Source organism: Actinomadura chibensis NBRC 106107 (assembly GCF_001552135.1).
Classification (GTDB): domain Bacteria; phylum Actinomycetota; class Actinomycetes; order Streptosporangiales; family Streptosporangiaceae; genus Spirillospora; species Spirillospora chibensis.
In genome coordinates, this window is record NZ_BCQP01000090.1 from 14,896 (window position 1) to 36,083 (window position 21,188).

General features: G+C 69.4%; 17 protein-coding genes. 7 read left to right on the forward strand and 10 right to left on the reverse strand.

The features are described from left to right. Window positions 1–28: 28 nt before the first annotated feature. Window positions 29–1,072 (reverse strand): hypothetical protein, encoded by a 1,044-nt coding sequence (locus ACH01S_RS39820; protein WP_067905134.1) that lies wholly within the window; start codon window positions 1,070–1,072, stop codon window positions 29–31. A 124-nt stretch (window positions 1,073–1,196) separates the two neighbouring features. Continuing rightward, entirely contained in the window at window positions 1,197–2,099 is a 903-nt protein-coding gene (locus ACH01S_RS39825; protein ID WP_067905137.1) for a hydroxyquinol 1,2-dioxygenase, read from the reverse strand. A 378-nt stretch (window positions 2,100–2,477) separates the two neighbouring features. Between ACH01S_RS39825 and ACH01S_RS39830 the strand changes: the two genes are divergently transcribed. The 6 genes from ACH01S_RS39830 (at window position 2,478) to ACH01S_RS39855 (ending at window position 12,164) form a co-directional block, all read left to right on the forward strand. Beyond that, window positions 2,478–2,966, forward strand: a complete 489-nt coding sequence (locus tag ACH01S_RS39830) for an RICIN domain-containing protein (RefSeq protein ID WP_148344417.1) — start codon at window positions 2,478–2,480, stop codon at window positions 2,964–2,966. A 256-nt stretch (window positions 2,967–3,222) separates the two neighbouring features. Then, window positions 3,223–3,963 carry a hypothetical protein gene (locus ACH01S_RS39835; RefSeq protein ID WP_148344416.1) on the forward strand — a complete coding sequence of 247 codons (741 nt, stop codon included), beginning with the start codon at window positions 3,223–3,225 and terminating at the stop codon, window positions 3,961–3,963. Window positions 3,964–4,040: 77 nt separating this feature from the next. Next, complete coding sequence (locus ACH01S_RS39840) at window positions 4,041–5,291, forward strand: peptidoglycan-binding protein (RefSeq protein WP_083981683.1); 1,251 nt, start codon at window positions 4,041–4,043, stop codon at window positions 5,289–5,291. After that, a complete protein-coding gene (locus ACH01S_RS39845) occupies window positions 5,288–6,019 on the forward strand; it encodes an ABC transporter ATP-binding protein (protein WP_067905146.1) in 732 nt (243 codons plus the stop codon). Before ACH01S_RS39840 ends, ACH01S_RS39845 begins: the two co-directional genes overlap by 4 nt. A gap of 26 nt (window positions 6,020–6,045) precedes the next feature. After that, on the forward strand, window positions 6,046–7,305 hold the full coding sequence (locus tag ACH01S_RS39850; protein ID WP_067905149.1) for an ABC transporter permease: 1,260 nt from the start codon (window positions 6,046–6,048) through the stop codon (window positions 7,303–7,305). Window positions 7,306–7,796: 491 nt separating this feature from the next. Further along, window positions 7,797–12,164, forward strand: coding sequence for a golvesin C-terminal-like domain-containing protein (locus ACH01S_RS39855; RefSeq protein WP_148344415.1), 4,368 nt, complete (start codon window positions 7,797–7,799; stop codon window positions 12,162–12,164). A gap of 66 nt (window positions 12,165–12,230) precedes the next feature. Here the strand turns inward: ACH01S_RS39855 and ACH01S_RS39860 are convergent, their stop codons facing one another. The 5 genes from ACH01S_RS39860 to ACH01S_RS39880 all read right to left on the reverse strand — a co-directional run bounded on the left by ACH01S_RS39860 (window position 12,231) and on the right by ACH01S_RS39880 (window position 15,573). Beyond that, entirely contained in the window at window positions 12,231–12,923 is a 693-nt protein-coding gene (locus ACH01S_RS39860) for a DUF6461 domain-containing protein (RefSeq protein ID WP_067905155.1), read from the reverse strand. Window positions 12,924–13,258: 335 nt separating this feature from the next. After that, entirely contained in the window at window positions 13,259–13,687 is a 429-nt protein-coding gene (locus ACH01S_RS39865) for a Crp/Fnr family transcriptional regulator (protein WP_169809439.1), read from the reverse strand. Continuing rightward, window positions 13,671–14,141: a hypothetical protein gene (locus ACH01S_RS39870; RefSeq protein ID WP_067905161.1), complete on the reverse strand. Its 471-nt coding sequence runs from the start codon at window positions 14,139–14,141 to the stop codon at window positions 13,671–13,673. Before ACH01S_RS39870 ends, ACH01S_RS39865 begins: the two co-directional genes overlap by 17 nt. Then, the gene (locus ACH01S_RS39875; protein ID WP_083981686.1) at window positions 14,138–14,833 is read right to left on the reverse strand and encodes a Crp/Fnr family transcriptional regulator; all 696 of its coding nucleotides are present in this window, start codon (window positions 14,831–14,833) and stop codon (window positions 14,138–14,140) included. The genes ACH01S_RS39870 and ACH01S_RS39875 overlap by 4 nt, the downstream gene beginning before the upstream one ends. Window positions 14,834–14,970: 137 nt before the next feature. Next, the gene (locus ACH01S_RS39880) at window positions 14,971–15,573 is read right to left on the reverse strand and encodes a TetR/AcrR family transcriptional regulator (protein ID WP_148344414.1); all 603 of its coding nucleotides are present in this window, start codon (window positions 15,571–15,573) and stop codon (window positions 14,971–14,973) included. 165 nt (window positions 15,574–15,738) lie between these two features. On the opposite strand from ACH01S_RS39880, the gene ACH01S_RS39885 reads away from it, so the two are divergent. Further along, entirely contained in the window at window positions 15,739–16,446 is a 708-nt protein-coding gene (locus ACH01S_RS39885; protein ID WP_067905170.1) for a hypothetical protein, read from the forward strand. An 88-nt stretch (window positions 16,447–16,534) separates the two neighbouring features. Here the strand turns inward: ACH01S_RS39885 and ACH01S_RS39890 are convergent, their stop codons facing one another. From ACH01S_RS39890 to ACH01S_RS39900, 3 genes are all read right to left on the reverse strand, one after another. Next, complete coding sequence (locus ACH01S_RS39890; RefSeq protein WP_148344413.1) at window positions 16,535–18,403, reverse strand: CocE/NonD family hydrolase; 1,869 nt, start codon at window positions 18,401–18,403, stop codon at window positions 16,535–16,537. A 364-nt stretch (window positions 18,404–18,767) separates the two neighbouring features. Further along, on the reverse strand, window positions 18,768–19,337 hold the full coding sequence (locus ACH01S_RS39895; RefSeq protein WP_067905177.1) for a TetR/AcrR family transcriptional regulator C-terminal domain-containing protein: 570 nt from the start codon (window positions 19,335–19,337) through the stop codon (window positions 18,768–18,770). Between the two features lie 865 nt (window positions 19,338–20,202). Beyond that, window positions 20,203–21,188: M4 family metallopeptidase (locus ACH01S_RS39900; protein WP_174564945.1), on the reverse strand; the 986-nt coding region annotated here is incomplete at its 5' end.

Genomic DNA, 21,188 nt, shown 5'->3' on the forward strand with positions numbered 1-21,188 from the left:
AGGGAGTCTGGAATCGGCCAAAGACCCCTCAGGGACTCGGGTCGCTGTCGCCGAGGCCGCTCTCGGGAAGGTCGAACGAGGTGTCGATCGGATCGAGGTCGAGGTCGTAGGGCTGCCCGTAGTGGGGGTCCGGATCCAGCGGGTTGTAGGCGACGTACTCCTGGCCGGTCACCGGGTCCTGCGGCCAGTCCGGGGTGGGATCGACCGGGTCCTGGGGTTCGATATGGGCGGTGTCCTCGTAGGGCTGCCGCACGCCGTGATCGACGTGGTCGGCCGCGTAAGCCTGATCCGTCTGGCCCGCGTGGTCCGGCTGGTCCGGCTGGTCGGCCTGGTCCGCCGGTTCCGCGAGATCGTCCGTGTCGTGGGACGCCCACCAGAGCCCGGCTCCGGCGGCGGGCACGGCGGCCGCGGCGAGCCAGCGCACGCGGGTCTCCTCCTCATAGGCGCCGGTGAAGTCGGGGACGAGCCCGGGGGCGGGGCGTGCGCCGGGGACGTGCAGCCAGGCACGCGCCCGGTAGCCCTTGGAGCGCAGGACGACCTGGACGGGTTGGAAGTCAGGCGCCCCGAGGGTGCCGTCATAGTTCTGGGAGAAGACCTGGTCGTACAGATCGTCGGACACGATGACCACCAGGTCGGCGTCCCCGTTGCGCTTGAGCGCCTTGCGCGGCGGATCGGAGTCGAGCATCCGGCAGGCCGCGACCACGCCGGTCCCGACGTAGCCGGTCAAGGCGATCTGCACCGGTCCCTGCGCCAGCGCCATCCGCATCCGCAGCCGGCCCGCCCTGCCCGGCCGGGAGTTGACCTGGTGCAGGGCGCTGTGCACGGCACGGATGACGGTCGGCAGCACATGGGCCTCGTTGATGCCCGCCGGAAGGATGATCAACTGCCCGTCGCCCTGGTCCTGGCGGGCGCACGTGGCGGGGCCGAGCCCCGCGGCGCGAAGCGCGTTGACCATGCTCCACAGGAGCCGTCCCTGAGCGTCGACCTGCTCGGGCGCGGTCCGTCTGGAATAGGCCTCCAGATCGACGACGAAGCTGATCCGGCGCACGGCCGGTGGATTTCCCTTGCCCATGAGACGGTCCGCGAACTTCCTCTGCGTCGCGATATGTGGCGTCCGGTGCCGAAGCCATGGTGGCGGTAGACGTCCGCGGGAAATCCCGACTGGCCGAAACGGGTCACGCCCGGCGCGGTGATGATCACTCCTCAGCGGGGGCCAGGACGATGTCGAACCGGACCTTCGACCAGGCGCCGTCGAGCACGCGGCCGTCGGGCGTCGGCGCGCCGGCCGGGCGCCTTTCGAAGTCCTTGACCAGCGAGTCCCGCACGCCGAAGACGGTGTCGGACTCCAGCAGGCCGTCGCCTCGCACGAAGACGTGCGTGACCAGCGTCCGGTAGCCGTCCGCCTTCACCAGGAAGTGCAGGTGGGAGGCGCGCATCGGAGAGCGGCCGACGGCGGCGAGCAGCGCGCCCACCGGGCCGTCGTGCGGGATCGGGTACGGGGTCGGCGTGGTCGCCCAGAACCGGTACTCCCCGTCCGGGCCGGTGAAGAGGTGGGCCCGTCCCCTGGTGCGGTCGTCGTCGTACTGCACGTCGTAGCGGCCGTCTGCGTCGGCCTCCCACACCTCGATCCTGGCGCCGGGGACGGGGGCACCCGCGGTGTCGCGGACGGTCCCCTCCACCCAGCACGGTTCGCCCGGCGCGCCCGCGGCGACGTCACCGCCGAGTTCGATCCGGGGCGCGCCGGCGACGAAGAACGGGCCGAGGACGGTCGCCTCGGTGGCGTCGCCGTGAGCCGGGTTGTTCATCGTGATCATCTGCATGGACGCGCCGAGGACGTCCGAGAGCAGGATGAACTCCTGCCGCACGTCGTCGGTGATGTGGCCGACCCGGGTGAGGAACTCGATGCCCTTACGCCATTCCTCCTCGGTGAGCCGGACCTCGCGGAGAAAGGCGTGCAGATGCCGCACCAGCGCCCGCATCAGTTCCCCGAGCCGGGCGTCGGCGCAGTCGTCGAACGAGCGCAGCACCCGTTCGAGGAGGTCCTGTTCGCGGCGCGCCTGTTCCGCCATGGCGTCGGGCGGGGTGTGGTCGTGGGTCATCGGGGCTCGGCTCCTTCCCAGGCCGCCCGGGGCGGGGCGGCGAGGTCGTCGGCGGTCACGGTTGGAAGGTTCCCACCGGGGGGCGCAGGCCGTCTAAGGGGGCGCGCGGCAATGGACGTCTATTGCCGCCCCAGTTTCCACTGAACTGCGGGGGTAATGGCCGTTGATTAGGCGCGTTTCGCGGTTTTGTCAGTCTGGCGAGTCGGCCGGGTACGCACCGTAGCCGTGTTTGGACTGTCCATTTTGTATCATGGGCCAACAGCATAGATAACGAAACAGCAAAGAATGATCAACTGATCTTGCCCGGCCCCGGCCGCCGTGTTGCGCTTTCCCTCAGCCCCGCAACCAACAACCACTGGGTACGAAGGAGTGCGCAAAGTGCACAGAATTGTCCTCAGGGCGACGGTCGTCGGGCTGGCCGGTACGGGATGTGCGCTCGGCATGGCGGCGGCCGCGAACGCGGAGACCTACTACAACCGGGCCGACGGCAGTTACCTCGGCGTGTACGCCGACACCCCCCGCAACGGCGCTCCGGTGGAGCTCGGCTTCGACCCCCGCGACAACCCGCGGGCCAACTGGGGCAAGGCGAACGGCTCCTACGGGCTGTACATCTACCCGTGGGCCAACACCAACTACTCCATCGACGACCACGGCTGGGGCGGCGCCAAGACGAAGGTCGACGTATGGCAGCGGGTCAACCAGGCCAATGTCCAATGGCGCACCTACAGCCTCGGCGGCGGCTGGTTCGCCATCAAGTCCGCCCGCACCGACGTCAACCTCTGCATCGATGACCCCGGAGCGAGCACCGACGGCATCCAGGTCTGGATGTACGGATGCAACGGCAGCAAGGCGCAGTCATTCCAGTGATACCGAAGCCCGGACATTGACTGACTGACGCCGGCCTGGCGCGGCGTTCCCTCGGGAAGGCCACGCCAGGTCCGCTCCGTGAGAAAGGCATGACAAGGCATTGGCAAGGTTGTACACGGCCACCGCCGCGGCGGTGGCTCTGATCGCGTTGAGTTCCTGCTCGTCATCGGCGTCGGAGGCGAAGGAGCGCGAACCCGCCCTCGGTCCGGTGCCGGTCATCGACGGCCGGAACGTCAGCTTTCCGATGGATCAGTACATGCTGAGCGACGACGACCTGGTCACGGTCCAGCGCGGCCGCCGCGCCGCGGCCCAATCCTGCATTCGCAAAATCCTTGGAAACGTGTTCCTCTCGGACCTCGGGCCACAGGTGCCCATCCGCGCTTCCAACCGCTACCTCAGCTACCTCGACCCGCGGCTCGCGGGCTCGCTCGGGTACCGCGACCTGGTCGACGTCCGCGAGACCAGGAAGGGCAAGTCCCGGCCGATACCCGAGAGCTACCGGCAGAAGGCGATGGACGTCCTCTTCGGAAACGTCCGCTCGGTGAACGGCCGCGCCGTTCCGGCGGGCGGCTGCGACGCCGAGGCGGAACGGCAGATCACCAGCGGGGTGACGAAGAAGCTCGACACGCGGATGCTGGCGTTCCAGGCGACGCAGAAGACCGAGGCCGATTCCAGGTTCACGGCCGGGCTCGCCAAATGGAGCGCGTGCATGAGCCGGTCCGGATTCACCTACAAGAGCCCGCGGGCGGCGATGACCGATCCCCGCTGGGCGCAGGTCGGCGCCGACGGAATCAACCGCGCGCCCGCGAAGCCGGACCAGATCGCCGTGGCCAAGGCCGACGCGGCCTGCCGGAAAGAGACGAACCTCTACGGCATCTGGGTCGCGGTCGAGACCGCCTACCAGAAGCAGACCATCGCCAAGATGGAGCCCCAACTCCTCGAAGCCAAGAAGAATGATCAGGTGCTCCTGAGCAATGCCCGCGCGGCGGGCGGCTGACGCGCGGGGCGACTCCCGCACTCGGCGAGCACGGGTCGCCGCTCCCGACTTCCTCGATCAGACGGGCATTCCGCCTCATGGCTTCCACTCCCCCTGGCCTCCCGGCCGACCGCGGCGACGACGCCGAAGCGACGAGTCCCGCGCCGTTTCCGGGCGCGCGCCGCGGCAGGCGGCTGCTGCTCGGCGGCGCGCTCGCCGCGGTCGCCGTCTCGGTCGGCGGCATCGCCGCGTCCGCGCTGATCAAGTCACCGCAGCAGGTCGCCGCCGACGCACGGGCGCCGAAGCCCTCGGTCCTGTCGGCGGTCGTGGAACGGCGCGTCCTGACCGAGACGGTGGTCGTCCGCGGGACGGTCGCGCCGGGAAAGGCCATCGAGGTCGTCCCCACCGTGTCCGGAGAGGGAAAGGCGGTGATCACCCGCCGAACCGTCAGAACGGGGCAGCGGATCAAACCCGGAACGGTCGTCGCGGAGGTTTCGGGACGCCCCGTCATCGCGCTCCGCGGCTTCATCCCGGCCTATCGGGACATCCAGCCGGGGGTCAAAGGGCCGGACGTCAAACAGTTGCAGGCCGCGCTCAGGGAGATCGGCTACACGATCACCGACCGGGTCGGGACGTTCGGTTCGTCCACCCAGGCGGCGGTGCGGAAACTGTTCGTCGACAAGGGCTACGAACCCGTCAACAGAACCGCGGCGCCGGAAGGCGGCGGAGACGGGCCTGCGGATCCCCGCAAGGCCCCGCTCACCTCCGCCAAAGGCAAGCCCAGGACCGAGACCCTTCTCAAGTCGGGGGAGGTGGTGTTCGTCCCGAAGTTCCCCGCGCGGGTCACGCGGGTGAGGGCCGGGTTGGGCGCCGAGGTCAAGGGGGCGGTGTGCACGCTGGCGGCCGGTGAACTGGTGGTGCGCGGAACCCTCAGCGGAGCCGACCGCAGACTGGTGAGCACCGGGAAACCGGTGAAGATCTTCAGCGACGAGAACGGCGTCACCGTGCAGGGGTCGGTCTCGTCCATCGGCGCCTTCAACGAAGGCGGCGAAGGCGCGGACGCGCCCGGATATCCGTTCAAGGTCACAGGCCGGCGCCCGTTGCCCGAGAAGCTCGCCGGGCAGGATGTGCGCCTGACGATCGAGGCCGCCAGCACGGACGGCCCCGTGCTCGTCGTCCCCGCGTCGGCGGTCTACGCGGTCGCCGACGGCAGCACCCAGGTCATGAGGCTCGGGCCCGGCGACGAACAGCGGCGGATAGCGGTGACCACGGGCGCGACTGGCGGCGGATTCGTGGAAGTGAAAGGCTCCGGCCTGGCCGAGGGCGACAGGGTCGTGGTCGGGAAATGACCGCGCCCCGGCCGCCGGTCATCGCGTTCGACGCGGTCTCCAAGACCTATCCCGGACCGCCCCCCGTCACCGCCCTCCGGCCCTCACACCTCACGGTCTCGCCCGGTGAATACGTCACCGTCGTCGGCCCGTCCGGCTCCGGGAAATCGACATTCCTGAATATCGCGGGACTGCTCGACCGTCCGAGCGGAGGGGCCTACCGGCTCGACGGGATCGACACCGGGGCGTTGTCCGACCAGGATCGGACCTCGCTGCGCGGCCGCAGGCTCGGGTTCGTCTTCCAGTCGTTCCACCTGATGCCGCGCCGCAGCGCGGTCGAGAACGTGATGCTGGCGCTGCTGTACACCGGTTCTCCGCGCGGGCGCCGGATCGAGCGGGCCACCGAAACGCTCCAGCGGGTCGGGCTCGGACACCGGAGCCACGCCATGGCCGGGCAGTTGTCGGGCGGCGAACGGCAGCGGGTCGCCATCGCCCGCGCGCTGGTGAACCGGCCGAGCCTGCTCCTCTGCGACGAGCCGACCGGGAACCTCGACACCGCCACCGCGGCGACCGTGCTCGCCCTGATCGACGAATTGCACGCCGAGGGTTTCACGGTGCTGGTCGTCACCCACGATCCCGGCGTCGCCGCGCGCGGACAGCGGTCGATCGTCATCCGGGACGGCGCGCTCACCGAGGCCGACCCCGCCGCCCTCGCGCGGGGGACCGTCCAGACGCAGACCCCATCATGAAAGGCGGCCTCGCTCGAAGTGTTCGGATGCGCCGCAAGCGCCGCGCCGCCCCCGTCCAGCCGACCCGGCTCTCCGCCCGGGACCTGCTGGACGAGGCCCTCTCCGGAATGCTCACCCGTCCCGGGCGGACCGGCCTGACCGTTCTCGGGACCATTCTCGGAATAGCGGCGTTCGTGGCGGTCCTCGGCCTCACCGCGACCGCGTCGGGGCAGATCTCCAAACGGTTCACCGCGCTCGCCGCGACCGAGGTCCTCGTCGAGGACTCGCCCGCCGATCCCGACGTCGCGGGCCCCGGATTCCCGGCCGACACCGAACAGCGCCTCACCCGCCTCAACGGCGTGGTCAATGCGGGCGTCTACTTCAGGGCGCCGATCCCCTCCATCGGGGACGGCGCGTCTCTGGTCGCGGCGCGGCCTCCGTCCCTGACCCGCGGCGAGGGGGAGCCGTTGAACGTGATGGCGGTATCGCCGGGCTATCTCAAAGCCGCCCACGCCACCGTCGGTTCGGGCAGGCTGTTCGACGCCTTTCATCAAAGGACGCGGCAAAGGGTGGCCGTGCTGGGGAAAGGGGCCGCGGCCAAACTCGGCATCACCCGGCTCGACACCCAGCCCGCCATCTTCGTCGGGGACACGGCGCTCACCGTCATCGGCATCGTCGACGGGGTCGACCGCCAGCCCGAAGCGCTGCTGTCGGTCCTGATCCCGTCCTCCACCGTGATCGACCTCTGGGGCCCGCCGAGCGGCAGGAACGACGAGCACCCGAAGGTGCTCATCGAAACCAGGCTCGGCGCGGCGCAGTTGATCGCCAAGCAGGCCGCCCTGGCCATCCGGCCCGACCAGCCCGACCGGTTCAAGGTCACCGCACCGCCCGACCCCGAGCACCTCAAGGACCAGGTGAAGACCGACCTCTCCGGCCTGTTCCTGGCGCTGGCCTCCATCTGCCTCATCGTGGGCGCCGTCGGAATCGCCAACACCACCCTCGTCGCGGTGATGGAACGGACCGGCGAGATCGGGCTGCGCCGCTCACTCGGCGCGCATCGCCGCCACATCGCCGCCCAGTTCCTCACCGAGTCCGCCACCCTCGGCCTCCTCGGCGGCCTGGTCGGGACGAGCCTCGGCGTGGCGACCGTCCTCGCCATCGCGATCGTCCAGGAGTGGACGCCGGTCCTGGCCTCCGTGACCGTCCTGCCCGCGCCGCTGATCGGCGCCCTCACCGGTCTGGTCGCCGGGCTCTATCCCGCGTGGCGGGCCTCCCGGATCGAGCCCGTGGAGGCTCTTCGCAGGTGAGCATCGGCCTCGACAATCAGCGCTCGCGGCGAGCCGGCACGCGGCGGAGAACGCCGTCCCGTAAACATTTCGGGGCGTCCGCGTCCGGTCAGGAATCGGCGCGTCAAGGTCATCTTACGCCCTTGACTGATTCGTCCGAATGACTGCATAGTTGATCAGCTCTCGACCTCCCACCTCGCACGAGGGCCCTGCACGGTTCCATTCGAGGGAGTCCCTTATGCGCAAAATCCCGCCGTACACCGAGCGCCGCCGTTAGCGATTACCCAAACGGGTCGCTTCCAGCGCTGACGCAATACGCCTGACGCTCAGGCCACTTCTCCCGCCGCGGGATCACCGGGCGGGCTCATCGGGGTGAGCAGGCCCGGCCCGCCTACTCACCAGGGCGAACAACGCTCGCGGAAAGAACCGCGTATCAAAGCGTCCCTTTCTCCCCGCCGATCAACCCTGCATGCCATTCACACGCGTCTTCGCCTCCATGGATAGGAGAACAGGTGAGACACAGGGCACGCACGGCCACCGCCATCCTCGCGGCAATGGCCACGTTAACGACGGGAACGGCCATCGCCGCCCCCGCACCACCGTCCGCACCGCCGTCCACACCCTCGGCCGGGGCCCGGCCGCCGAACCCGGCGGCCGGTCCCACCACGGTCAGCCCGCCTCAACGAACCGCGCTCCTCGGCCCGAACTGGGACCGGTCCTCCGACCGCGCCTGGACGACCTCCAGCGACGCCGAAGGCTTCCATTTCCTGATCGCGGACAAGAAGTCCGGCTACACCTGGCGGACCGCCGCCTCCCTGTCCGAACCCGGATTCGACGCCGACATGTGGATCGGCAACGCGTGCGTCACCGGTTCGGGCCGCCGCGCGGTCGTCGCGTACGCGCCGCGCACTTTCACCAACAAGGCCGAACTGATGGCCCGGGGCGCGTTCGCCGCCGTCATCGACCTCGACACCGGCAAGGTGACCAAACTCGACCGCCAGGTGTCGCTGGCCTATTTCAGCCCGGGCTGCGGGCTCGGAGAGACGGCGGTGCTCACCCGGCTCGGCGGGGAGACCAAGAACGCCACCCAGTTGATCAAGTTGAACGCCGCCACGGCGAAGCTCGCCGACCCGATCCAGCTCAAAGGCGAGGTCACCTCCGCCATTCCCGTCGGCGACTCCATCGTCGCCGCCGATTCGGCCCGCCTGGTGAAGATCACCGATGCGGGAAAACGGACTCCGCTCGCCTTCACCGGCGGAATTCCGTTCCTGCTCAAACCCGACGCCCAGGGCGGCGTGGTGTACATGGACCGTCCCGCCGCTTCCGCCCAGGCCGCGCCGCCGCAGCAGCCGCAGGCGCAGGCGCGGGTCATGCGCGTCGCCGCCGGGGCCGTCGCCCACCCGGACGCCAGGGCGGCCAAGCCCGCCGCGCTGGCGTCCGGTCCGCTGACCGGCATCGACCTGACCAGCAGCGCGGACGGCAAGGTGTTCGTCACGGGCGGGGCCGAACCGGCGGCGGGACTGCCCGGGACGGTCGTCGTCCGCGGCGACGCGCCCCGCGACGCCGTCGCCTCCACGCGCGGCGAGGCGCTGATCACCAGGACCGCGTGGAGCGACGGCCGGGATCCGCGCGGCCTGGCGCGGCTCTCGGCCAACCAGCGCGTCGCGAGGATCAACCTGCTCAGCCTGTCCACCGGAAAGTCGTCTGAATTCCACGTCCTGCCGGGGCAGGACGGTCTGGCTCCCACCGTTCAGGGTCATCGTTTGTCTCCGGCACTCCCGGCACCCGCGAAGACGCCGAACGGAGCCGGAGGCAAATCCCGTTCGCGCTCGGGAACCGTCGACGACGCGCGCACATGTTCCGTGCCGCGCAACGACCCCGCGAAGCAGACCATGCAGCCCAAGCCGCGCCAGGTGGAGTGGGCGGTGAACATGGCGGTCAGCGGAAATCTCAATTACCACATCTCCCGGCCCGCGAACTGGAAGAACCTGGGGATGCCCGCCTACCATCCGCAGGACCCGGACATGTTCCCGCTCCATTCGCTGGCGGGCGGCGGACGCGTTCCCATGCAGGTGATGCTCGGGGTCACCGCGCAGGAATCCAACATGTGGCAGGCGGCCCGTTTCGTCGTCCCCGGCGTCACCGGGAACCCGCTGATCGGCAATTACTACGGCATCAAGTACTCCCCCGACGGCCAGCAGCAGGACCCGTGGGCGATCGACTGGGCGGCGGCCGACTGCGGATACGGCATCACCCAGGTGACCGACGGCATGCGGCTGCCCGGAAAGGAGAAGCCGGGCGAGGTCGCCAAGACGAGCAAGCAGCAGCAGGCGATCGCGCTGGACTACACCGCCAACATCGCCGCGGGCGTCAACATCCTCATCGACAAGTGGAACCAGACCTACAACGCGGGACTGCGGATCGACAACGCCGACCCGCAATGGATGGAGACCTGGTATTTCGCCCTCTGGGCCTACAATTCCGGCTTCTACCCGGCGAGCGACGCGCCGAAGAACGCGGGAACCTGGGGCGTTGGGTTCACCAACAACCCCGCGAACCCGCTGTGGAAGGCCAACCGCCCGCCGTTCCTGTCCAGCGCGGACGGCACCAAGGACGACTATTCGCACGCCGCCCATCCCCAGGACTGGCCCTACCAGGAAAAGGTCCTCGGATGGGCCGGGCACCCGCTCCAGGGGCTGGAATCCCCCGGGACGATGGTGGTGGGCTTCCGCGCGGCATGGTGGAACACGACCGGAAGCCGCGCAACGGTCCAGCCGCCGGAGAACCTGTTCTGCAATTCCGGGAACGACTGCGATCCGGGCAAGATCGGGCCCAACGACTCCAACGACCCGGGCATGGGCGCCTGCACGCGCGCCGACCTGCACTGCTGGTGGCACCTCCCGACGAGCTGGAAGAGCTGCGTCTCCAACGTGTGCGGACATGAGATATGGCGGTTCGATCCGCCGGCCAACTATCCGGAGCAGGCCGACGGGACGGCCTATCCGCCGAACTGCACGGTGAACGGCCTGCCCGGGGACGCCCTCATCGTCGACGACGTCCCGGACGACACCCCGATCCACCGTCCGGGATGCGCGGTCCCCAAGGCGTCGAGCGGCTCCTTCTCGTTCGACTACGGCTCGGAATCGTCCAAGATCGACCTGCATCAGCTGGGCGGGGGCTACGACAGCCACTTCTGGTTCGCGCACGGCCGCGACACGTCCTCCAATTACGACAGATTGAGGGTCACGGGCACCTGGCGGCTGAACACCGAGTTGAGCAAGCCGAACGGCAGGGTCTTCGTGCACATCCCCGACCACGGGGCCCAGGTGTCCGCGGCGACCTACGAGGTCATCACCGCGCGCGGCACGCGGAGGGTCACGATCCCGCAGGACACCAACGGGACGAACCACTGGGTCGAACTCGGAGCCTTCGGATTCAAGGGCGTGAAACCGGCCGTGCGGCTCACGAACTGGCTCGCGGGCGGCAACGGCGAGAAGGACGTCGCCTTCGACGCGGTGGCCTTCGCGCCCAGCGACTTCGTCGGCTCGGCGCCCGTGATCCATCTGCCCGACCCCGACCCGAACGCCCCGGAACCCGAGGACCAGACGGAGAACGAAGACCCCCCGCAGGCCGCGCCCAGCGGGCTCAACCAGCCGCCGGCGTTGAACACCGCCCCGACACAGAACTGCGAGACCTCGAAGAGCGATCCCAACAAGCGGTACTGCTTCACGATCAAGCCGGTGACGCCGACGACGCTCAAGGGCAGGTCGGTGCTGCCCCACACCCGGCTCATCGACGATTCGTGCGGCGTGAACCAGACCATCTTCAACCGGTTCGCGTCCTGCGAGCATCTCAACGAGATGACGTACACGGTGACGACGGACGGCACCACGGAGACGCTCGGCGTCTTCGTCGGGCAGTGGGAGGTGCTGCTGAACAAGAAGAGCACCACCTTCCAGATGAAGTTCTCCATGGTGCCGGTCCTCATCGCGCCGAAGGCCGAGTCGGTCACCTTCCACTTCAACTACGCGTGCAGCGGCGAATGCAAGCTCAAATCCACCACCGGGAACGGCCTGCCGTTCACGTGGCTCTTCACCGAGAAGCACGTGGCGAGCACCACGTACACATTCGAGTGGAACAAGTCGGGAAGCACCACTCCCCGGCACGACGTCGTGACGATCGGCGCCTCCGACACGCACTTCACCTCACTCGGGAGCGGCGGCGAGAAGTCGAGCTCGCACACCTGGTCCACCAAGGCGCTGGGAATCAGATGCGACAACGAGGTCGGCGGCAACGAGGGCTGCGCCTTCTCGAAGTTCATCCCCACCTACACGATCAATGTGAAGAAGTTCCCCGCGGCGGCGGCGATGTACTGGGAGCTCATGAACAGGCTGTCCTCCCACCCCGGCAGCGCCAAGCACGGCAAGACGCCGCTCCACCGGATCGAGAACCCGGCGACGCAGCAGCAGAACCGCGGGTTCGTCTGCGACGGCACATATATGCCGCATCCCGACGCCGACCGGGGTCCCCTCGGGCCCAGGGAGAGTTCGAGCTGCGACGAGTATCCGTTCGCGGCCACGCTGGAGAGTGCGGGCAACAAGCAGATCTCCGGCATCGCCTGCGTGCAGTTCTACGCGACCAAGATCACGGGCAGTTGGGAACTGTGGCTCGATCCGGGCTACGGGACGCCGGTCACGTGGAACGAGCCCTGCGGGCGAGGCGCGATCCCGCTGAACCAGAACACGGGCGCCGGTGGAGGCGTCGGCGGCCTGCCCGCCAAGTCACGGCTCCTGGACGGAGACGCCTACTGGGTCGAGACGCCGTATTTCGACGATCAATGCAACGTCAACGCACCGGAGTGCACCATCAGAACATCCTGACGATGTCCGCCTGAATACGGGCCCCGGCCGGTGGCGTCACCGGCCGGGGCCCGCGCGATGCCGCGGTCATTCACCGTCGGGATTGGTGATTTCCACTTGCTCGGGGCGGCCGCTCGCGTCCTGGGTGTGGATGACGATCCGCTGCCAGGCTTCGGCCGGGACGTCGACGATTCCGGTCAGGTACACGGCCCGTTCCAGCACCTCCGGGCCGAAACGGATTCCCGACACGTTCTCGGCGAGGGCGAAGAGGTCCGCGGCCGCCGCGGACCGTCCGTGCTCGACGTCGAGGCCGCTCCGGGCCATCGCCTCGACCAGGGCATCGGGGCTACCGCCCGTCCGCTCGGCGGGACGCTCGAAGCGGGTGCGCAGCTCGCCGTCCTCCCACCAGGAGAAATGGTTCATGGCCGCGGCGCCCGCCGAATGCGTGATCGCCGTGGTCCCTCGGGTGGCGTAGGCCAGGGCGTCGGTCTGCGACTCGATCCCGCCGTTGATCTCCAGGGCGAACGTCCAGTCGCCTCCGGGGGCGGGGGCCGCGCCGACGAAGAACTGGTCGCCCCAGAGATCCTGGTCGTCCTGGAAGTCGGAGTCGGCGTCATTGAACGCGTCGAACCCGGCGCGTTCTCCCTGGAACTCGGCGCCGACGCGGTCAAGGAATTCCCTGGGGGTGACCCGGTGGATCAGCGTGAGGCAGTAGCCGTTCACGAGATGTCCGCGCCGGAACTCCGGCACCCAGGAATAGTCGGCCCCGGTCGTGGTCATGGCCCCATTCTGCCCTTACCAGACCGGCCGCGGGGTCGGACGCGATGTCCGGGCCGGTCCGGTGCGGAGCCTCGGGATGCTAGGGACGACGGACGTGGAGAGCAGGACGCGCACCGGAACGAACACGCCGGACCGCTCGAGCCGGAGGCGGGTCGCTCCCGGTCACCTGCAGGTTCATCGCCAGTCACCGACGGGACGGGTGTCTTCGCTGGGTGTTCGTTGTACGCTCATGGGTGGACTCCCAGACATTCTGTTCGCACGGGATGGACGGGGGTAGCCGTTACGGCGGCCTCTTGCTGACCCCAAGGGGCCGCCTCGGCGGACAAGGGCTAGGGCTAGGGCGGCAGCGCATCCGCGCGGGCGAACCGCTCGCAGAGGATCCGCAGTATTTGGAACGCGGTGTCGCCGCGCCGGCTCAGCAGGAACTCCTCGAACTCCTCCACGGGAATCACCGCCGCCTGGACGGACGTCAGCGCGACGGCGGTGGCCGAGCGGGGCCGGCGGCCGAGCGCCGAGACCGCTCCGAGCAGGGCGCCGGGCCCCGAGACGTGCGGCGGCTGGTCGGCGTCACCGGATCCGACCTCCACTTCGCCGGACAGAACGATCATGACCGTGGTGTCGCTGTCGCCCTGCCTGTACAGCGCCGTCCCGGCGGGCCAGATCCGCCGCCGACCCCGTTCCAGCAGGTCGGCGCGTTCGGCCGTGGAGAACATGGTGAGGAAGTCGGGCAGGACGACCACGAGCCGATCACTGGCTACTGGCACGCGTGCCATAGTCGGCCTCCTCTCGCAGCCGTCCGCTCAGGGCGGGGATGTCCAGAAGATCCTTCGGGCGGCGCAGGCGCAGCTTGTAGGCCAGGACGTCCCGCAGCGGCGCGAACCGGAGCCCGGCGAACACGTCGGCGTCGTCGATGAGCTCGTCGGCGGGGCGGGCGCCGGGGATCCACCGCTGGGAGAAGTGGAGCCGTCCGCCCCACAGCGAGACGATCGTGTCGCCGCTGTACCGGCCGCGGCCGTGCACGCCGCGGACGTAGGCGTAGTCCCAGACCTCGTTGCGGGCGACGATGTCGAGGTCGCTCAGGCTGCTGCGCAGGCCGTGCGCGAGGAGCGGGCCGCTGCCGAAGATGACGAAGTCGTCGGGGTCGAGGTCCATGGCGGCGAGCCGTCTGAGCAGGGGGTGCTCCAGCAGTCCGGCGGGCGAGCCTTTGTCGTGGGTCATTCCGCCGTGTCCCTTCGAGCTGAGGCGGTCCGGTCGCCGGTGGCGATCCTGCGGAGGAACGGGACGTCCTGGATGATCACCCGGCGCCGGCCGGTGCGGACGAGGTTGCCGTCCCGGAAGATCTTCATGATCTTCTTCACGGACTCCACGGACAGGCCGGAGACCTGCGCCAGCTCCTCGTGGTCGAGTTCCAGCTGCACACCGGTGGCGATCTCGTCGCCGATGCCGCTCTCGATGAGCTCCTGGAGGGCCAGGGCGAGGCGCGGCTCGGCGGCGAGCTCGGTGTGGGTCAGCCGGGTGTCGGCCTCCCCCAGGCGGCTGGTCAGCATGTAGATGAGGGCGTCGAGGACGCGCGGGTTCTCGTCGACGAAGTCGTTCCACTGCGTCGCGGACAGGTGCAGGACCTCGACGTCCCGGATCGACCAGACGTTGGCCGAACGCGGCGAGCCGTACCGGGCCGAGGACTCACCGACGGGCTGCAGGCCCTTCCGGATGCCGATGAGCCGCTCGGGCGCGCCCTTCGTCACCTTCAGGTGCCCTTTGAGGGGGACGAGCACGAAGTTGGTCCACTCGCCCTCCTTGAAGAACAGGTGCTTCGCAGGGCGCTGGAGGATCTGGCCCTCCTTCTTCAAGATGGCGAGCTGTTCGTCGGTGAAGAAGGGCTCCCCTGGCTTGTACCGATCTGCTGCCATGCCTCTAAAGGTATTATTACCTCTAGCGAAGCGCAAGGCGTCCCGGCGGAAAGATGGCCGAAGACCGGACGCTTCCGGCGCTGAACCCGCCTTCGGCGCGGCTCAGGCACCCTAGTCACCGGCCACGTCACCGGGGGCTACCGGTCGTCCGCCCCGTCGCGGCCGGACGGCGCCAGCCCCTCGAAGGCCATGTCGATGATGCCCGCCACCTGCTCGGGCGTGACCGGACGGGTGTGCAGGAGGAGGCGGTAGTACAGGGGCGCGTACAGCATTTCGACGACGGCGTCCACGTCGACGTCCGCGCGCAACTGCCCCTTCTCCCGCCCGCGCCGCAGCCGTTCCGCGCAGGCCCGGACCCGCGGCTCGATCATGATCTTCCGGAGCGACGCGGCGATCTCGGGATCCTCCTGCGCGGCCGCGATGAGGCCGACGTACGGCGCGAACTCCGGGCTGGCGAACGCCTTCGCGACGACGCCCATCTGGGTGCGCAGGTCGGCGCGCAAATCGCCGGTGTCCGGGAAGTCGGTCGTGCTGTTCACGCGCTCGTTGAGCGCCTCCTGGACGACGGCCGCCTTGGACCCCCACCAGCGGTAGATCGTCTGCTTGCCGACCCCGGCCCGCTTGGCGATCTCCTCGACCGTCGTCCGCGCGAGGCCGCGCTCCCGGCAGAGGTCGAGGGCCGCGGCGAGGATCGCCTGGCGCGACCGCTCGCTGCGCCGCTGCTCGTTCGGCATGCTCATACCCCGAATCATACGAGACGAGACGGTGCGTCTTGACAGAGGGGTGGCGGCTTCCTATCGTCGAGGCGAAACAAGACGAGACGTCTCGTCCAGTTCTTGGGCCGCGCGCCGCCGCGCACCGGTCCGGACGACCGGGTCCGGAAGGGCCCGTGAAGGAGGCTCGCCGTGAGCGAGGCATCAATCCGCAGATACGCCGGCCTGTTCGGCGTGGTCGCAAGCCTGTTCATCATCGTCCAGGTGCCGCTCTACTTCCTCTACTCCGGGGCGCCGCCGGACTGGAACATCCTCACCCGCGGCCTCATCGGCATCACCGGCTGCACCCTGTACGTCGTCTACTTCATCGGGCTCCGCCAGCTCATCGTCCGGGTCAGCCCGGCGCACGACTGGCTGGGGACGGTCGTCCAGATGGCGGGACTGCTATGGGTCGCCATGGTGTTCGTCCCGCAATCCATGGAGGTCGGGGCGGCCATCTCCGTCGAGCACGACATCGACACCACGACGGAGGGTCCGTTCGCTGCGGCGCAGTACCTGATGCAGGGCGGGATCTCGCGGCTGCTCATGGCGCTGTTCCTGGTCGCCTTCGGGATCACCGTCTTGCGGCTCGGCCTGCTGCCGAGGTGGGTGGGGCGGTCGGCGTTCGTCGTCGCCGCGATCAACCTGGCGTTCGTCCCGGCGGTGTACTTCGGCGACGACGCGGCCGACTTCTACAGCGCGCAGGGCTGGGGCACCACGGCCAGCATGGGCGCGCTCTGGAGTCTCTGGACGCTGGCCGTGAGCGTCAGCATCCTGCGGAGCGCGCGGAGCACGACCACGGCGGCGGCGCCCGCGTCCGCCGTCCGCCCCGGGCGGCGGGTGGCCGCGCGTATCAGCTGAGACGGGCGGACGCGAACAAGGTGCCCGGGCGTTCCCGCCCGGGCACCTCGTCAGGTGCGGATGCCTCCGTCCGTCAGTCGATCGTCCGTCAGTCGATCGGAGTCGGGATGATCGGCAGGGTGACCGAGGACGGGTGCTCGGCGTCGTGGTAGATCGTCTGCGCGGCGGGCTTCGTCCGGTCACCGGTGCCGAACTCCGCCCCCGTGTTCGGGTTGCGGTCGTACATCGGGAAGTTGCTGCTGGAGATCTCCAGCCGGAGGCGGTGGCCCGCCTTGAACACGTTGCTGGTCGGCCACAGCTTGATCGTGTACTTGTAGACCTTGCCGGGACGGATCAGCGACGGGCGTTCGAGCGACACCCGGTACCGGGCGCGCTGGATCCCGTCCCGGACGAGCATCGAGGTGCCGTCCGGCCCGACGTCGGTGATCTTCGCCGTCCAGTCGGTGTCGCGGGCCGAGGACGAGGCGTAGAGCGTCACCGAGATCGGTCCGGTGACCTCGGTGTCCGTCGCCAGCCGTGGCGTGGTGTAGACGAGGACGTCCGGCCGCTGCTCGATGAGCCGCTGGTCCTGCGGGCCGCCGGGCACCGAGCTCTGGAACCGCCCGCCGAAGCTCGGCACCGGGTTCTCCGGGTCGTAGCGGTACCGGTCGGGCGTCTCGGCGGCCGGCGCGGTGGTGCTGAGCGTGCCGCCGCCGGTCACCGTGTTGGCGTCGCCGTTGCTGTGCAGGTAGTACTCGGTGAACGCGGTGCCGGGGATCGGCCAGGAGTCGGCGGTGCGCCACTTGTTCGCGCCCATCACGAATATCTTCACGGCGGGGTCCTTGTCCACGCCGTTGTCGACGCCCTTCAGCCAGTGGTCGAACCAGCGGAACTGGACCTCGTCGATCGAGACGACCGCCTCCGGGCCGTAGTCGAGCGCGCCGACCCGGCTGCCGGAACTGCCGTGCGTCCACGGACCGACGAGCAGTTTCGTGCCGTTCCTGGCGGTGGCCGAACCGCCGCGGGCCCGCATTCCGGCGAAGTTCTCGACCGTGCCGTTCAGGAAGATGTCCGACCAGCCGCCGTAGTTCAGGGCCGGGACGGTGACCTTCGGGTACTTCTCGCGGATGCTCCACCGCTTCCAGTACGAGTCGAAGCTCGGGTGGTCGACCCAGTCGTAGAAGTACCGCGCGACCCGCTTGTCCTTCGGGTAGAGCGGCGGGAATTCGTTCAGCGGCATATGCCAGTACCACTTGGCGAACAGCGCCCGCGACGCCTGGCTCATCTCCGCCGACAGCTTCGGATAGTCGGGAAGGCGCTGGATGGCGCCCCTGGCGAGGAAGCTCAGCGGCCAGTCCTCGGTGAACGACTGGTACAGCGCGCCGCCCTCATAGGTCCAGCCGTCGTAGATGTCGGACGAGGTGAACGCCGGGACGATGGTGACCAGATGCGGTGGCGTGAGGGTCGCCGGAAGCCATTGCGTGAGCCCCGGATACGAGAACCCGTACATGCCGACCTTGCCGTTCGAGTGCGGCAGTTTCGCGGACCATTCGATGGTGTCGTAGCCGTCTTCGGCCTCGTACTTGTAGGCGTAGAACTCGCCGTCCGACTTGTACTGGCCGCGGACGTCCTGGACCACGACGAGGTAGCAGGCGGAGGCGTAGCGGTCGGGGTTGGCGTAGAAGATGTTCTCGGCGCCCTCCTTGTTGTAGGGCAGCCGCATCAGGATGACGGGGAAATCACCGTCGCCCTTCGGGGTGAACACGTTGGAGCGCAGGACGGTCCCGTCGCGCATGGTGGCCGGCACGTCCTTCTGGACGGTGTACTCGCACTGGTCCGGCGCGGCCGCCCCTTTCCCGGCCGCGCTGGCGCCGGGGGCGACCGCCATTCCGCCCAGCACGAAGACCGCGGCTCCGAGCGACAGACGCCAGCTCCGCCTCCGTCCGCCCGCCCAGGTCATTCGCCGCTTCGCTCGCATCGCCGCATCCCCTTCCCGGTCGAGGCCGGTGGGCCGGTCGTCGGCCTTCCGGGGGGCCTGGTGGTCGCCCCTCGACCGCTCGACGTCGTCGGCCGGAGCATCGCATGATCATGTCCGCTGGTCAGGGGGGACGGCCGGGGCGGTGCGCCGAGCCACGCGCCTGGCGCGGCGAGCAGTACGACGGCCTCCGCCGAACGGATCACCGCTTGCGATGAACGGGGTGTTCGCGAAGATTGCCCCCGTTTGTTGGTGCATTCCGGATGGTCGGCGGCCACCGGACGCGCCGAACCGACCGTTCGCCGACCGCACCGGCCGATCACCGCTCGATCAACGCCGTTGGACGATCGCGCAGTTCAGCTCGCGATCAGGGGGTCACGCGCATTCCCTGGATGAGGCCGGCGGCGTACTCGTGCCGGGGCGGCAGCGCGTCGTCGCCGAGGAGCAGGAGCGTGAAGGCGTAGTTGAGGCAGGCGCCGATCAGCAGGCGGGCGGCGCCGACCGGGTCCGCGTCCGCGGCGACCCGGCCGAGCTCCTGCTCCTGCCGCAGGTAGCCGGCGACCGCCTGCTCCGCCTGGTGGGGGCCGAGCTGGCGCGGCCGCATCACCTGCCGCAGCCGGACGAGCTGCGCCGGGCTGGCCACCACCGCGACCTTGGCGGCGAGGACCTCGCAGTAGAAGTTGATGGTCGCCTCCGCGACCATCAGCAGGTTCTTGCGGACGCCCGCGTTCCCGGCGTGCGCGAGGAGGTCGGCGACGGTGCCGACGTAGACGGGCAGCCGGTCCTGCAGCAGCGAGAGGTAAAGGTGCAACTCACCATGTTCGGCGCCCTGGACCGACCGCATGGAATGGCTCACCGCCTCGACCACGAGGCGCCGCACGCCGTCGGCGGGACTCTCGGGCGCGGAACTCGACGCGGCTGCCGGTTCGGGCTGCATGATCTCCCCAGGTCATTTGGCCTCCCCATCACCTGCGACGCGCCATCCTCGGCCGGGGGGACGGGCACCCGCGCATAAAGCCGCAACCGCCTAATGGCAGGCATCGCGTGATGGCGAATCCAACATATGGGGCCGCACCTTTTGCACGCAACGAAAACAAAATCTTGCCCACCAGGAACCTGCCCGGGCCGCGGCGGGCGGCGTCCCCAGGCTGCGCCTCCGCGCGGGCCGGATCGTCCGTCCGGAGCCCTCTCCGAGAGCGCGCCGGAGCCGTCACGACCGGCCGGCCGGTACGTCGCACCGCTCCCCGCGCCGACGGGCTCTCACCGGACCGATTTATGATCTTCATCCGGACGCGAATGGCGGGCGGAGAATTGGCTGCTATATAGCAAGATATTCGTTCATGCGGGCGGTGGATGATCGGCCGGGAAAGCCGTGAAGCCGCCCCCGGTCGCGCGCCCGGAATGGCCGGGCGGGCGGCGGCCCGGAAGTCGGCGCGCGGCACCGTGCGCGTCCTCGAAGAGCGGTGTGACCAGTCGCGTGACCAGTCGCGACAGGGCGCGACAAGCCCGCGGTCGGCTCCGGCGCGGGGCCGTCCGGCGGCGGCGCCTCGGCGAAGCCCGGCGGCCTCGCCCGCGCGTGCCGCCTGATCTTAAACGTGCGAAGGACCGCCGGGGCGATGTGCGCCCTGGCGGTCCGGTAATCGCAATGCCGATCTCGGCGGAATCGAAATGTCCGACCCGGCCCCGGCCGTCCATCCCCATCGGCGGAGGGCCGGGCCGAACATGTCCTGGTGCGTGCGGCCGGGAGTCGCGCTCAGCCCGGCCGGCTCCGGCACCGCTGTGTCAGCGTCAACCGGTCAGCGTCAGCCGGCCGCGGTGCAGGTCGGCTCGCCGGACTGCGCGCCGAGGCTGACCGCGTCCCACGCCGCCTTGGTCTTGTTGAACAGACCGCAGGTCGGGTCGAGGTTCTTCGCGGCGGACAGCGTCAGGACGCGGTACCGGGGGTAGCTGGTACCGGAGGTCTTCATCGCCATCGCGTTGTAGAAGATCTTCGAGGCGGTCGCCACGCCGACACCGGTGACCTGGCTGTTGTTGCAGGTCGGGCTGGTCGGCTTGCCGCCGCCGGGGTTGGAGCCCTCGGCGAGCAGGTAGAACCAGTGGTTGCCGGGCCCGGCCGCCTTGTGCACCTCCATCTGCGGGACGGACGTGGACCAGCAGTTCGGGTCGTTGTTGACCAGCGACGGGTTGTACATGTTGCGGATCGGCCCGCTGCCGGTGAGGTTGACCAGCTCGCCGACGGTGTAGTCGGGAGTGTCGGCCGGGTTGTTCAGGAACGCCTCGACGGACGCGCCCCACACGTCGCCCACGAACTCCTGGGTTCCGCCGCCGGACATGCTGCCCGGGGTGAAGTTGTCCAGGCCGTGGCCGAACTCGTGGTCCACGACGTCGGTCGAGGTGATCCACTGGTTCTGGTTGTTGTGGCCGAAGTCGGCTTCGCCGCCCGTCCAGTAGGCGTTGACCTGGTTGAGGCCGACGTACGCCGGGGACCAGCGGCCGCTGCCGTTGAGGCCGTTGCGGCCGTAGGACTTCAGCAGGTCCCAGAAGCCGGCGGCGGCGTACATGACGTCGACGCAGCCGGCCTCCTTGCTCGTCTTGGACGTGCTGCCCCAGATGTCGTCCGGACCGGAGAAGATCTGCTTGCCGCTGTAGTCGCCGCAGGTCAGCCCCGGGCGGGCCGGGTCGCTCAGGGTGTACTGGCCGCCGGACTGGGTCGTCCCGATCGTCAGGTTCGACCCTTCCCAGATGCCGGTGCCGGTGCCCGCGTAGACGAGGTCCTGCTCGGCGAACT